Genomic DNA, 13190 nt, shown 5'->3' on the forward strand with positions numbered 1-13190 from the left:
TTTCGACGTTTTGGGCTACCATTGCGCCTCGGTGCGGCAAACGGCCCGCACATTACATTATCATAATGATAAATTAACATAGTCTGAACATACGGCGCCTTATGATTGTTTTCTCATCGTTACAAATTCGTCGCGGCGTGCGCGTCTTGCTGGACAATGCCACGGCCACCATTAATCCAGGGCAGAAGGTTGGCCTGGTGGGTAAAAATGGCTGTGGTAAATCTACCCTGCTGGCATTGCTGAAAAATGAACTCAGCGCCGACGCTGGAGGATTTACCTATCCGGGAAACTGGCAGCTCGCGTGGGTGAATCAGGAAACGCCTGCGTTGCCACAGCCCGCGCTGGAGTACGTCATTGACGGCGACCGCGAATATCGTCAACTGGAAGCGCAGTTGAACGACGCCAACGAACGTAACGATGGACATGCCATTGCCACTGTCCATGGCAAGCTGGATGCCATCGATGCCTGGACCGTGCGTTCACGCGCCGCCAGCCTGCTGCATGGCCTCGGTTTCTCCAACGAACAGCTTGAACGGCCGGTCAGCGACTTCTCCGGTGGCTGGCGTATGCGCCTCAACCTGGCCCAGGCACTGATTTGCCGTTCAGACCTGCTACTGCTCGATGAACCTACCAACCACCTCGATCTCGACGCGGTGATCTGGCTGGAAAGATGGCTGAAAAGCTATCAGGGCACGCTGATCTTGATCTCCCACGACCGCGACTTCCTCGATCCGGTGGTGGATAAAATTATTCATATCGAACAGCAAACCATGTTCGAGTACACCGGCAACTACAGCGCGTTTGAAATACAGCGTGCGACCCGCCTCGCGCAGCAACAGGCAATGTACGAAAGCCAGCAGGAGCGCGTGGCACATCTGCAAAGCTATATCGATCGTTTCCGCGCTAAAGCAACGAAAGCAAAACAGGCGCAGAGTCGTATCAAAATGCTGGAACGCATGGAGCTGATTGCCCCAGCGCACGTGGACAACCCGTTCCACTTCAGCTTCCGTGAACCGGAAAGCCTGCCAAACCCGCTGCTGAAGATGGAAAAGGTCAGCGCTGGCTACGGCGATCGCGTCATTCTCGATTCGATCAAACTGAACCTGGTGCCGGGTTCCCGCATCGGTCTGCTCGGTCGCAACGGCGCGGGTAAATCGACGCTGATTAAGCTGCTGGCCGGCGAACTGGCCCCCATCAGCGGCGAGATTGGCCTGGCGAAAGGCATCAAGCTGGGCTACTTCGCGCAGCACCAGCTGGAGTTTTTACGCGCCGATGAATCACCAATTCAGCATCTGGCACGCATGGCGCCGCAGGAGCTGGAGCAGAAACTACGAGACTACCTGGGTGGATTCGGCTTCCAGGGCGATAAAGTCAGCGAAGAGACTCGCCGCTTCTCCGGTGGTGAAAAGGCGCGTCTGGTGCTGGCATTGATCGTCTGGCAGCGCCCGAACCTGCTGCTGCTCGATGAACCGACCAACCACCTGGACTTAGATATGCGTCAGGCGCTGACCGAAGCGCTGATCGATTTTGAAGGCGCGCTGGTTGTCGTCTCGCACGACCGTCACCTGATCCGCTCCACCACCGACGACCTCTATCTGGTACACGACAAGAAAGTCGAGCCGTTTGATGGCGATCTGGAGGATTATCAGCAGTGGCTGAGCGATGTCCAGAAACAGGAAAATCAGAGCGACGAACCGGCGAAAGAGAGCGTTAACAGCGCCCAGGCTCGTAAAGACCAGAAGCGTCGTGAAGCGGAACTGCGCACTCTGACGCAACCGCTGCGCAAAGAGATCACCCGTCTGGAAAAAGAGATGGAGAAACTGCACGCACAGTTAGCTCAGGCGGAAGAGAAACTCGGCGACAGCGAACTGTACGACCAAAGCCGCAAAGCCGAACTCACCGCTTGTCTGCAGCAGCAGGCCAGTGCGAAATCCGGGCTGGAAGAGTGTGAAATGGCCTGGCTGGACGCTCAGGAACAACTTGAGCAGATGTTGGGTGAGTAAGGTTTTGCCGGATGGCGACGCTGGCGCGTCTGATCCGGCCTACATAAAGCGTGCGGCCTGCTGCCCGTAGGCCGGATAAGGCAAAGCCGCCATCCGGCAAAAGCCCAGCTTAGCGTTGCATCGCCAGACGCTGGCGGATTTCTTCGAAATGCTCGCAGTTAAACAGCTTGCCGTTGAGAAAACGGGTTTTCAGCTCCCCTTCCTGCTCTTGCTCCCAAGTCTGTTCATCATGCAGACGCAGTTCCCCTTGCTCATCACGTGTGACGCGAAGCAGACCACGGGCTGAACGCTTCAGGCCATTATCGGTTTTCGGCTCTTTGAAAATCGTCCGGCCTTTGCCGTCGACTTCTCCCCACGTCGCTTTCATCGCAAAACCGAAGGTGTCACGCGTGTTGTACTGGTAGGTAAAGGAACCGACGCCAAACACGACGTTTGAACTGGCAAATCCTTTCGCTTCCAGACGACGCAGGATCTCATTCGCCCGCTCAAGGGTGATGGAGTCGCCATAAATCAGTCCAACATGCGGGTCGAGCACCTTGTAACCTTTAGCGTTAATCGTGCCGCCAAAAATCTCCCACAGCACTTCCACGGACCCTTTCTCCTGAGCGGTACGATCGCTGCTTGTATCGTTATCTTCGCCAGTACCGCACAGAATCTCTACCGGGTTGCCGCTATCCGGACGGAATACCACACGACCTTCACGCGCCAGAATGATGCTCTTCAGTTCGCGGGTATATTCCGTCAGCACCTGCCAGTAGTCCCAGGTATCAGATACTATCGATACAAATCCTTGCGGGTAGAGATCGGCAATCAGGCGGCGGAAGGTTTCAATCTCATGCTCGCGCTCGCCCATACACATCACGCTGTGTTCAGTAGCTGGAATACTGGCGCCGATAAAATAGGGCTCGCCGTCGGTGTAGTAATCGCGGGCGTACAACAGAGATGGAATACTGTCGGTCCCTTTAAAGCTCAACAAATGCCCACTGCCCGCCTGCATGGTGTCCTGTAATCCGGACATACCGCGAAATGAAAAGTCATGGCACTGGAAGTCAAGATGCGTCAGGTCGCTACAGGTTTTCTGTGCCCAGCGTGCGCAGATTTTACGGTAATGGTGAGCAATCGTGGCGTTTGTCGACGCTTTCCACAATTCCGCCGACAGGATTGTCTCCAGGTAATTCACCAGCCAGAAAAACTCGGGTTTGGTGTTGATAATGGTTAAGACCGGTACCGCCATCGGAACTTTGCTGCCTTCATCCAGCGCTTTGATGTGCAACGGCAGATAGCCCAACTGATGCAGGGCGCGGATATGATCCACCGCCACCGCATCTTTGCCGAGATAGCTGTCCATGACCTGTTTATATTCGCTGACAACCTCGTCTTCCGGACGGGCAAAAAACGCCTCATTAAACAGGTCGACTAAAAACCACTGCAAAAAACCCTGCAGGCCAAAAAATACCAGTTTGCCATCCGCCAACGGCGAGGAGAAAAAGCGATCGCTGCGTGGGGTAAAGTTGGAATATACGCGACGGGTGCCCTGCGGATACTGAACGCGGTGAGACACTTTGTAGCCGTCGATAGCTAAAATTGGATTCATTTTCATAATCAGTCTCTCCCTCAGGCGCGGTAAATCGCGTCAATATCGATAAGTTCAAGCTGCGGATGTTCCAGCATCGGGGCAGCTAAAGAAGTGGTGGTGTAGATGGCGTCAATACCGTTAGCAAACAGGTGTTCAACGCCCTTAGAAAAGATCCCGTGGGTGACGTACAGGCTAACGCTGCGGGCACCGGCATCACGTAGCACCTGCGCAGAACCTATGAAGGTGCCGCCAGCATCACACAGGTCGTCGACAATCAGCAGATCCCTCCCCCTGACGTCTCCGGCCAATAACGCAAATCCCGTCAGGCTGCCGCTTGCCACATCACGTTTTTTGCTCAGGATGGCGTACTGCTCCACACCGGCCGCTCTGGCTACGGCATCAATCTTCTTCAGCGATCCTGCATCGGGAGCAACCAACATCAGCGCGTTTTGCTGAAACAGCCGCGATAATGACGCGCTTTGCATCAGGCAAACCTCCTGGGGGATCGCCACAAAGTTGTCGATTGCAGCCGCCGCCGCGTCACTGTGCGGGTCGAGCACGTTGACCTTGTCAAATTTCAACGTATTGAGCTGACTGGCGAAGACTTTCAGCGCAAAGCTGTCACCCGATACCATATGTCTGTCCTGACGCGCCCACGGCAGCCAGGGAAGGTCGAGATGGCTGACCAGTACATCGGTCTGATGACGGACTGCCTCAACCAGTTGCGCCAGCAGCATAAAATCGTTCATATCGCGCATAGCCGTGGCACGGATGCGCATCAGGCGAGCAAAGGTTGGCAACGCATCGGTGACTTTTAACCAGACAGCACCATCAGGAAAAACACCGCTGGCAACGGCATAGACCTGGTCGTCCAAAGTTAGTGTCAATTTTATGTTCATCGCGCTCACCCCTTAATTGTGTCCCTTCGACACAATTAATAATGTCTCTAAGACACATATTAGGCAAGCAGAAAATGAATTATTTTTAAGCTGTTAGTTAATCAACTGATAAATAATGAGAAAAAACGAACCTTGCCCCCCGGTGCCGGGCTGGTACACTTATCAGCGTTACAAATCATCGTGAGTACCTTATGACCACCGAAGCCGACTACCTGAATCAGTACGACGCCAGCCGCTTCCCTTCACCTCTGGTGACGGTAGATAGTGCGTTATTTACCCTGCATCAGCAGGCGCTGTGCGTATTACTGGTCGAGCGGGCAATGCAGCCGCAAAAAGGACGTTGGGGATTACCCGGCGGCTTTATTGATATCGAAAACGATGATTCAACCCGTGCCACCGCGCTGCGCAAGCTCACTGAAAAAACGGGTGTTTCGCCTTCGTGGCTGGAACAAATGGATACCTTTTCCGGGCCTGATCGTGACCCGCGCGGCTGGAGCCTGACGGTCACCTGGTTTGCACTAATCGCCTGGGTAGACTGCGCGCCCCATATCGCCAGCGTCAGCAATGCCCGTTGGGTGCCGGTTGATGAGTTGAAAAACTATTCACTCGCGTTTGATCACGAGAAAATCATTACAGCGGCGCTGCATCGCTTGCGGCAAAAAACGATGTACTCGCTCCTGCCAGTGTACTGCTTGCCGGAAACATTTACCCATGGGCAACTACTCGAAGCCACTGAGGTGATCCTCGGTCAGTCGATCCAGCGTAAAAGTCTGATTCGTCGCTTTGAAGCGTCAGGAATGTTTGAAGATACTGGAGAAAGCGTGGCGACAGGGACGCGTAAAGCCCGTCTGTGGCGACGTAAACCTAACGTCGATTTTCATTTTTTCTCGCGTAACCTGCTGACTGACTAGCGACAAAATCACATATTGGCTAACCCGCACTCGCTGTGCGCGGTATAGTTATTCTTTCCGATTATTAATTGCTCCGGTGTTATGGTTGAAATCACGTCCACAGAAATGACCCCATCTACCGACGATTCGCGAGAATTCCGCCCGATGCGCGGTATCAGTAACCGCCATCTGCAGACGATGCTGCCGCGATTAATTCGCCGTAAGGTGAAGTTCGACGCCCACTGGCAGCGTCTGGAATTGCCCGACGGTGATTTCGTCGATCTGGCGTGGAGTGAAGATCCACAACAGGCGAAACACAAACCGCGCCTGGTGGTTTTTCACGGTCTGGAAGGTAGTCTGAACAGCCCCTACGCACATGGCCTGATTGAAGCAGCACAAAAGCGCGGCTGGCTGGGCGTGGTAATGCATTTTCGCGGTTGCAGTGGTGAGCCCAATCGTTTGAACCGTATTTATCACTCCGGTGAAACAGAAGATGGCACCTGGTTTTTACACTGGCTGGAACGTGAGTTCGGTCGCGCACCGACCGCCGCGGTAGGTTATTCACTCGGTGGAAACATGCTGGCTTGTCTGCTGGCAAAAGAAGGCAACAATATTCCGATAGATGCAGCGGTTATCGTTTCTGCGCCTTTCGTGCTCGAAGCCTGTAGCTACCATATGGACAAGGGCTTTTCCCGTGTCTATCAGCGCTACCTGCTCAATTTATTGAAAGCCAACGCCTCGCGTAAGCTTGAGGCGTATCCCGGTTCGCTGCCGGTAAGCCTGGCCCAGTTGAAATCTTTGCGCCGCATTCGCGATTTTGACGATCTGATCACCGCCAAAATCCACGGTTTCGCCGATGCTATAGACTATTACCGCCAATGCAGCGCCATGCCGTTGCTCAATCGGATCGCCAAACCAACGCTGATTATCCATGCTAAAGACGATCCGTTTATGGATCATCACGTGATCCCGAAACCGGAAAATCTGCCTTCGCAGGTGGAATATCAGCTGACTGAACATGGCGGCCACGTCGGATTTATTGGTGGCACAGTGCGCCGTCCTGAGATGTGGCTGGAATCAAGAATCCCGGACTGGCTGACAACGTATCTGGAGGCGTCATCATGATTATCCCATGGCAAGATATCTCTCCGGACGCGCTGGACAATCTGATTGAAAGCTTTGTCTTGCGTGAAGGCACCGATTACGGTGAACATGAACGCTCGCTCGAACAAAAAGTCGCCGACGTCAAACGCCAACTACAATCAGGTGAAGCCGTGCTGGTGTGGTCCGAACTGCATGAAACGGTCAACATTATGCCGAGGAAGCAGATTCACGAGTAATCCGTAGCCGCCGGCCGACTTTACTATAATTACAACCATTTCATGGAGTTGTTATGTCTGCCAAACATCCGGTGATTGCGGTAACAGGATCCAGCGGCGCGGGGACCACCACCACCAGCCTCGCGTTTCGTAAAATTTTCGCGCAGTTAAACCTGCGCGCCGCCGAGGTGGAAGGTGACAGTTTTCACCGCTATACCCGTCCGGAAATGGACATGGCGATTCGCAAAGCACGCGATGCCGGGCGGCATATCAGCTATTTCGGCCCCGAAGCTAACGACTTCGGTCTGCTGGAGCAAACCTTCATTGAATACGGCCTGACGGGCAAAGGTCAGTCGCGTAAATACCTGCACACCTACGATGAGGCCGTACCGTGGAATCAGGTTCCGGGGACATTTACGCCCTGGCAGCCGCTGCCTGAACCGACGGATGTCCTGTTCTATGAGGGACTGCACGGCGGCGTTGTCACCCCTCAGCAAAATGTGGCCCGGCATGTCGATCTGCTGGTTGGCGTGGTGCCGATCGTGAACCTGGAGTGGATCCAGAAGCTGACCCGCGATACCAGCGAGCGTGGACACTCGCGTGAAGCGGTGATGGACTCGGTGGTGCGCTCAATGGACGATTACATCAATTACATCACACCACAGTTTTCCCGTACGCATATCAACTTCCAACGCGTACCAACCGTCGATACCTCTAATCCCTTTGCCGCCAAGAGCATTCCGTCACTCGATGAAAGCTTTGTCGTGATTCATTTTCGTAATCTGGAAGGGATCGACTTCCCGTGGCTATTGGCCATGCTGCAGGGCTCATTCATTTCTCATATCAATACGTTGGTCGTACCGGGCGGAAAAATGGGTCTGGCGATGGAATTGATTATGCTGCCGCTGGTGCAGCGACTGATGGAAGGCAAAAAGATAGAGTGATATGTGGAAAGCGCCCGATGGCGCTTCGCTTATCGGGCCTACGATTCAACATCACCTTGTAGGCCGGATAAGGCAACGCCGCCATCCGGCATCAGCAATTACGCGGCAACCACTTCATAGGAGTGGGTAATGTTCACCGCCTTTTCCAGCATCAGCGCCACGGAGCAATATTTTTCCGCCGAAAGATCGACCGCACGTGCGACGGACGCATCTTTCAGATCGTTACCCGTTACGATGAAATGCAGGTTGATATGGGTAAACAGGCGCGGCGCTTCATCACGACGCTCGGAGGTCAGCTTCACTTCGCAGTTGGTCACATCCTGACGACCCTTTTGCAGGATCGACACCACATCAATTGCGCTGCAACCACCCGCAGCCATTAAGACCATTTCCATCGGGCTCGGCGCTTTATCACCGGAGTTACCGTCCATCAAAATCTGGTGGCCAGAAGCGGACTCACCGAGGAAGGTCAGCCCTTCAACCCACTTAACACGTGCTTGCATATTTTATTACTCCGATGCATCAATTTTCCTGACAGATTACGCGCACACAACAAATCTCGCAACGGAAGGCGACCTGCGTCATGCTGAAGCGAGACACCAGGAGACACACGGCGAAAGCTATGCTAAAACAGTCGGGATGCTACAGTAATACATTGACGTACTGCATGTATGCAGAGGACATCACATTACAGGCCGTCGCACGTATTGACAGCCCCCTTCCCAGGTAGCGGGAAGCACATTTTTGCAAACCCAGAGACAGGATGTTTTTTGGCTCTGGAGACAGCTTATAACAGAGGATAACCGCGCATGGTGCTTGGCAAACCGCAAACAGACCCGACTCTCGAATGGTTCTTGTCTCATTGCCATATTCATAAGTACCCATCGAAGAGCACGCTGATTCACCAGGGTGAAAAAGCGGAAACGTTGTACTACATCGTTAAAGGCTCAGTGGCAGTGCTGATCAAAGATGAAGAAGGGAAAGAAATGATCCTTTCTTATCTGAATCAGGGCGATTTTATTGGTGAATTAGGCCTCTTCGAAGAAGGTCAGGAACGCAGCGCCTGGGTCCGTGCTAAAACTGCATGTGAAGTCGCTGAAATTTCCTACAAAAAATTTCGCCAATTAATCCAGGTCAATCCAGATATTCTGATGCGCCTGTCCTCTCAGATGGCTCGCCGTCTGCAGGTCACGTCTGAAAAAGTGGGCAACCTTGCCTTCCTCGACGTTACCGGTCGTATCGCGCAGACTCTGCTGAATCTGGCGAAACAGCCTGATGCGATGACCCACCCGGACGGCATGCAGATTAAAATCACCCGTCAGGAAATCGGCCAGATCGTTGGCTGCTCCCGTGAGACCGTCGGTCGTATTCTGAAGATGCTGGAAGATCAGAACCTGATCTCCGCACACGGTAAGACCATCGTCGTCTACGGCACACGTTAACCCCATCGAAGTGGCGCGTTACCCCGTAATGCGCCACTTTTGTTTGCTCCGATGTGGCGAAGACTGATATACCACCCAGAGATCAACTACGCACTACGACAAACGCTGGTGCTATGTTTACCTGTGGCCGTCGGTCTGATCATCGGTCAGCTTCATCTGGGACTCCTCTTTTCCCTCGTCCCTGCCTGCTGCAATATTGCCGGTCTTGATACTCCGCATAAGCGCTTTTTCAAACGCTTAGTGATTGGCGCGTCTTTGTTTGCCGGATGCAGTCTGATCATGCAATTACTGCTGGCACAGACTATACCGCTACCGCTGATCCTCACCGGCCTGACGCTGATTCTTGGTGTAACCGCAGAATTAGGCCCTCTGCATGCGCGACTACTACCTGCCTCGCTTATTGCGGCAATTTTCACACTCAGTCTGGCAGGTAACATGCCCGTCTGGGAGCCGCTGCTAATCTACGCGCTGGGCACATTGTGGTACGGTCTGTTCAACTGGTTCTGGTTCTGGATGTGGCGCGAGCAGCCGCTGCGTGAGTCGCTTAGCTTGTTGTACCGCGAATTAGCCGATTACTGTGAGGCCAAGTACAGCATGCTGACCCAGCATGCCGACCCAGAAAAAGCGCTGCCTCCCCTGCTGGTGCGCCAGCAAAAAGCGGTGGATTTAATTACCCAGTGCTATCAGCAAATGCATATGCTGTCGGCGCATCGCAACAACGATTATAAGCGCCTGCTACGTGCCTTTCAGGAGGCGCTCGATTTACAGGAACATATTTCCGTTAGCCTCCACCAGCCGGAAGAGGTGCAAAAGCTGGTCGAACGTAGCCACGCCGAACAAGTGATTCGCTGGAATGCGCGCACCGTCGCCGAACGCCTTCGCGTACTGGCCGATGATATTTTGTATCACCGCTTACCGACCCGTTTCTCAATGGAAAAGCAGATTGGCACGCTGGAGAAAATCGCCAACCAGCATCCGGACAATCCGGTGGGTCAATTTTGCTACTGGCACTTCAGCCGTATTGCCCGTGTGCTACGCACCCAGCGACCACTGTATGCCCGTGATTTAATGGCTGACAAGCAGCGTCGGCTGCCGCTGATCCCTGCCCTGAAAAGCTATTTGTCGTTGAAATCCCCGGCGCTGCGTAATGCCGGACGCATCAGCGTCATGTTGAGCATTGCCAGCCTGATGGGCAGCGCCTTACACCTGCCAAAACCCTATTGGATTTTGATGACAATCCTGTTCGTCACGCAAAATGGCTACGGGGCAACCCGGGTACGTATCTTACACCGTTCAGTAGGGACGCTCGTCGGCCTGGTGATCGCCGGCGTCACGCTGCACTTTCATATTCAGGAAGGTTACACGCTGGCAGGCATGCTGCTGATAACCCTGGTGAGTTATCTGACCATCCGCAAAAACTACGGCTGGGCTACCGTCGGCTTTACGGTCACCGCGGTATATACCCTGCAACTGCTGACGCTGAACGGGGAACAGTTTATCGTGCCGCGGTTTATCGATACGATCACTGGCTGCCTGATCGCTTTTGGCGGGATGCTCTGGCTGTGGCCGCAGTGGCAGAGCGGTTTACTGCGTAAAAACGCCCACGATGCGTTAGAAGCCGATCAGGAGGCCATTCGCCTGATTCTTAGCCACGATCCCCAGGCCACACCGCTGGCGTATCAACGCATGCGGGTCAACCAGGCGCATAACACGCTGTTCAACTCGCTGAACCAGGCGATGCAGGAGCCAGGGTTCAACTCGCACTACCTGGCGGACATGAAACTGTGGGTTACGCATAGCCAGTTCATCGTCGAACACATCAACGCAATGACTACGCTGGCAAGGGAACATACGATGCTGACGCCGGATTTGGCGCAGCGGTATCTGGAGTCCTGTGAAATTGCGATCCAGCGCTGTCAGCAGCGGCTAGAATATGACGGTCCCGGAAGCTCCGGCGATGTGAATATTCTCGAAGCGCCAGAGATGCTGTCCCATGGGCCTTTAAGCACCCTTGAGCAGCATCTGCAGCGGGTTTTAGGGCATCTGAACACCATGCATACCATTTCGTCGGTAGCATGGCGTCAGCGACCGCACCATGGGATCTGGCTGAGCCGCCGGTTGCGGGACATGAAAGGTTAAGAGAGTTGCCGGATGGCGGCGTAAACGCCTTATCCGGCCTACAGAGTAAGGTGTGATCCGTAGGCCGGATAAGCGTAGCGCCATCCGGCAATCCGTCAACCCATCACTTTCGCCACGGCCTGCGCGAAGCGCTGCATCCCTTCATCGATATCAGTCTGCTCCACCACCAGCGACGGCGCGAAACGCATCACGTCCGGTCCGGCATTCAATACCATCACGCCTTCATTCGCCGCGGCGTACAAGAAATCACGCGCCCGGCCTTTAAACTGCGGCTTCAGTTCAGCGCCAATCAGCAGTCCCATACCGCGAATGTCGCTGAAAATGTCAAACTGCTGGTCAATTTTCTGCAAATGCTGAACAAACGCCTGGCGTTTGGCCTGAATACCTTCCAGCACTTCCGGCGTGTTGATGATATCAAACGCAGCTCCCGCAACCGCGCAGGCCAGCGGGTTACCGCCGTATGTGGAGCCGTGTGAACCCACGTGGAACGCGGAGGCAATCTCCTGGGTGGTCAGCACCGCGCTCACCGGGAAACCGCCACCGAGCGCCTTGGCGCTGGTGAGGATATCCGGCGTCACGCCGTAGTGCATATAGGCAAACAGTGAGCCAGTACGCCCCATCCCGCTCTGTACTTCATCAAATACCAACAGCGCCTGGTGCTGATCACAGAGCTCACGCAAGCCTTGCAGGAATGCCGGCGTTGCCGCAGTAACACCACCCTCGCCCTGAATAGGCTCGATCACCACCGCGCAGGTGTGATCGTCCATCACCGCTTTGACCGCATGCAGATCGTTAAACGGGACATGGATGATATCTGCCGGCTTTGGTCCAAAGCCGTCGGAATATTTCGGCTGCCCGCCGACGGATACGGTAAACAGCGAGCGGCCGTGAAACGCGTTATGGAAGGCAATGATTTTGGTTTTGAACGGGCTATGACGCACGCAGGCATAGTGGCGCGCCAGCTTAAAGGCGGTTTCGTTAGCTTCGGTACCGGAGTTCATGAACAGTACGCGTTCGGCGAAAGTCGCATCAATGAGTTTACGACCTAAGCGTAACGCAGGTTCGTTGGTGAAAACATTGCTGGTATGCCACAGGGTTTCACCCTGGGTTTTTAACGCCTCAACCAGCGCAGGATGACAATGCCCTAACGCGGTAACTGCAATGCCGCCCGCGAAATCAACATACTCTTTACCCTGTTGATCCCATACTCGACTCCCTTTCCCTTTTACCGGGATAAACTCAGCCGGTGCATAAATCGGCAGAATCACTTCATCGAATGTCGCGCGTGTAATTGCAGTTTGTTCAGTTGCCATGTCATTACCACCCCGTTAAGCAGAAATGCTAGTGAAATTATAATCACAAAATATGAATAAAAAATCACTGAATAGCAACCACAAATCACCGGTTGAGGAAATTAGCCAGCAGCTGATGCCCCTGTTCGCTGAGAATGCTCTCCGGGTGAAACTGCACCCCTTCCATATCCCACTCCCGGTGGCGAATACCCATGATCTCCTGCGTTTCACTCCAGGCGGTCACCTCAAAGCAGTCAGGAAGGGTTTCGGGAGCGACCACCAGAGAATGATAGCGCGTTACCGTTAATGGATTGGCGAGCCCCTGAAAAACGCCCTGCCCGTTATGCGTAATCGGCGACGTTTTACCATGCATCACTTTCGCCGCCCGAACCACGGTCGCGCCAAAGGCCTGCGCCATCGCCTGGTGCCCCAGACAAACGCCCAGCAGTGGGATCTTCCCTGAGAAATAGCGAATAACCTCCAGCGAAATACCGGCGTCATCCGGCGTACAGGGTCCCGGGGAAATGACGATTTTTTGCGGGCTCAGCGCGTCAATTTGCGCCAGCGTCAACTCGTCGTTGCGCCTGACAAGGACATCTGCCCCCAGTTCGCAGAAGTATTGGTACAGGTTCCAGGTGAAAGAATCATAGTTATCGATAAGCAGGATCATGGCGGCTCCGGTACAT

11 protein-coding genes and 2 pseudogenes are annotated in these 13190 nt (G+C 54.1%); 7 read left to right on the forward strand and 6 right to left on the reverse strand.

All coding sequences use genetic code 11. The features are described from left to right. The first annotated feature begins 101 nt into the window (after positions 1–101). Positions 102–2003, forward strand: a complete 1902-nt coding sequence (locus WC1_RS03135; RefSeq protein WP_003847948.1) for an ABC transporter ATP-binding protein — start codon at positions 102–104, stop codon at positions 2001–2003. A 109-nt stretch (positions 2004–2112) separates the two neighbouring features. On the opposite strand, the gene WC1_RS03130 is transcribed toward WC1_RS03135, so the two are convergent. Both WC1_RS03130 and prs read right to left on the reverse strand, forming a co-directional pair. After that, positions 2113–3603: a nicotinate phosphoribosyltransferase gene (locus WC1_RS03130; RefSeq protein ID WP_016151085.1), complete on the reverse strand. Its 1491-nt coding sequence runs from the start codon at positions 3601–3603 to the stop codon at positions 2113–2115. Between the two features lie 14 nt (positions 3604–3617). Beyond that, positions 3618–4478, reverse strand: coding sequence for a ribose-phosphate diphosphokinase (gene prs / locus WC1_RS03125; RefSeq protein WP_016151086.1), 861 nt, complete (start codon positions 4476–4478; stop codon positions 3618–3620). A 191-nt stretch (positions 4479–4669) separates the two neighbouring features. On the opposite strand from prs, the gene WC1_RS03120 reads away from it, so the two are divergent. The 4 genes and pseudogenes from WC1_RS03120 to WC1_RS03105 all read left to right on the forward strand — a co-directional run bounded on the left by WC1_RS03120 (position 4670) and on the right by WC1_RS03105 (position 7631). After that, positions 4670–5389, forward strand: coding sequence for an NUDIX hydrolase (locus tag WC1_RS03120; protein ID WP_003847950.1), 720 nt, complete (start codon positions 4670–4672; stop codon positions 5387–5389). 35 nt (positions 5390–5424) lie between these two features. Next, a pseudogene (locus tag WC1_RS03115) lies at positions 5425–6493 on the forward strand (hydrolase). After that, positions 6490–6708 (forward strand): YheU family protein, encoded by a 219-nt coding sequence (locus WC1_RS03110; RefSeq protein WP_003023615.1) that lies wholly within the window; start codon positions 6490–6492, stop codon positions 6706–6708. The pseudogene WC1_RS03115 and the gene WC1_RS03110 overlap by 4 nt, the downstream one beginning before the upstream one ends. A gap of 53 nt (positions 6709–6761) precedes the next feature. Then, on the forward strand, positions 6762–7631 hold the full coding sequence (locus tag WC1_RS03105; RefSeq protein WP_016151088.1) for a phosphoribulokinase: 870 nt from the start codon (positions 6762–6764) through the stop codon (positions 7629–7631). A gap of 98 nt (positions 7632–7729) precedes the next feature. Here WC1_RS03105 and WC1_RS03100 read toward each other — a convergent pair whose 3' ends face one another. Then, positions 7730–8134 carry an OsmC family protein gene (locus tag WC1_RS03100; protein ID WP_003023611.1) on the reverse strand — a complete coding sequence of 135 codons (405 nt, stop codon included), beginning with the start codon at positions 8132–8134 and terminating at the stop codon, positions 7730–7732. Positions 8135–8440: 306 nt separating this feature from the next. Here WC1_RS03100 and crp point away from each other — a divergent pair, with 306 nt between their 5' ends. Together crp and WC1_RS03090 are read left to right on the forward strand one after the other, a co-directional pair. Continuing rightward, positions 8441–9073, forward strand: a complete 633-nt coding sequence (crp, locus tag WC1_RS03095) for a cAMP-activated global transcriptional regulator CRP (protein ID WP_000242758.1) — start codon at positions 8441–8443, stop codon at positions 9071–9073. Between the two features lie 51 nt (positions 9074–9124). Further along, positions 9125–11212 carry a YccS/YhfK family putative transporter gene (locus WC1_RS03090; RefSeq protein ID WP_016151089.1) on the forward strand — a complete coding sequence of 696 codons (2088 nt, stop codon included), beginning with the start codon at positions 9125–9127 and terminating at the stop codon, positions 11210–11212. On the opposite strand, the pseudogene WC1_RS25140 reads toward WC1_RS03090, so the two are convergent. From WC1_RS25140 to pabA, 3 genes and pseudogenes are all read right to left on the reverse strand, one after another. Continuing rightward, positions 11205–11303: pseudogene (locus tag WC1_RS25140) on the reverse strand (hypothetical protein); the annotation flags it as partial. The gene WC1_RS03090 and the pseudogene WC1_RS25140 sit on opposite strands and share 8 nt — an antisense overlap. Positions 11304–11307: 4 nt before the next feature. Further along, a complete protein-coding gene (locus WC1_RS03085; protein ID WP_003847953.1) occupies positions 11308–12525 on the reverse strand; it encodes a bifunctional acetylornithine/succinyldiaminopimelate transaminase in 1218 nt (405 codons plus the stop codon). 85 nt (positions 12526–12610) lie between these two features. Further along, complete coding sequence (gene pabA, locus WC1_RS03080) at positions 12611–13174, reverse strand: aminodeoxychorismate synthase component 2 (protein ID WP_003837945.1); 564 nt, start codon at positions 13172–13174, stop codon at positions 12611–12613. Between the last annotated feature and the right edge of the window lie 16 nt (positions 13175–13190).

It is taken from the genome of Citrobacter sp. KTE30, from assembly GCF_000398825.1.
GTDB lineage: Bacteria > Pseudomonadota > Gammaproteobacteria > Enterobacterales > Enterobacteriaceae > Citrobacter > Citrobacter freundii.

Coding starts and splice junctions, on each gene's coding strand:
- WC1_RS03105 (WP_016151088.1), top strand. CDS start 6,762: ATGTCTGCCAAACATCCGGTGATTGCGGTAACAGGATCCAGCGGCGCG.
- prs (WP_016151086.1), bottom strand. CDS start 4,478: ATGAACATAAAATTGACACTAACTTTGGACGACCAGGTCTATGCCGTT.
- WC1_RS03085 (WP_003847953.1), bottom strand. CDS start 12,525: ATGGCAACTGAACAAACTGCAATTACACGCGCGACATTCGATGAAGTG.
- crp (WP_000242758.1), top strand. CDS start 8,441: ATGGTGCTTGGCAAACCGCAAACAGACCCGACTCTCGAATGGTTCTTG.
- WC1_RS03090 (WP_016151089.1), top strand. CDS start 9,125: ATGTGGCGAAGACTGATATACCACCCAGAGATCAACTACGCACTACGA.
- WC1_RS03110 (WP_003023615.1), top strand. CDS start 6,490: ATGATTATCCCATGGCAAGATATCTCTCCGGACGCGCTGGACAATCTG.
- WC1_RS03120 (WP_003847950.1), top strand. CDS start 4,670: ATGACCACCGAAGCCGACTACCTGAATCAGTACGACGCCAGCCGCTTC.
- WC1_RS03130 (WP_016151085.1), bottom strand. CDS start 3,603: ATGAAAATGAATCCAATTTTAGCTATCGACGGCTACAAAGTGTCTCAC.
- WC1_RS03135 (WP_003847948.1), top strand. CDS start 102: ATGATTGTTTTCTCATCGTTACAAATTCGTCGCGGCGTGCGCGTCTTG.
- WC1_RS03100 (WP_003023611.1), bottom strand. CDS start 8,134: ATGCAAGCACGTGTTAAGTGGGTTGAAGGGCTGACCTTCCTCGGTGAG.
- pabA (WP_003837945.1), bottom strand. CDS start 13,174: ATGATCCTGCTTATCGATAACTATGATTCTTTCACCTGGAACCTGTAC.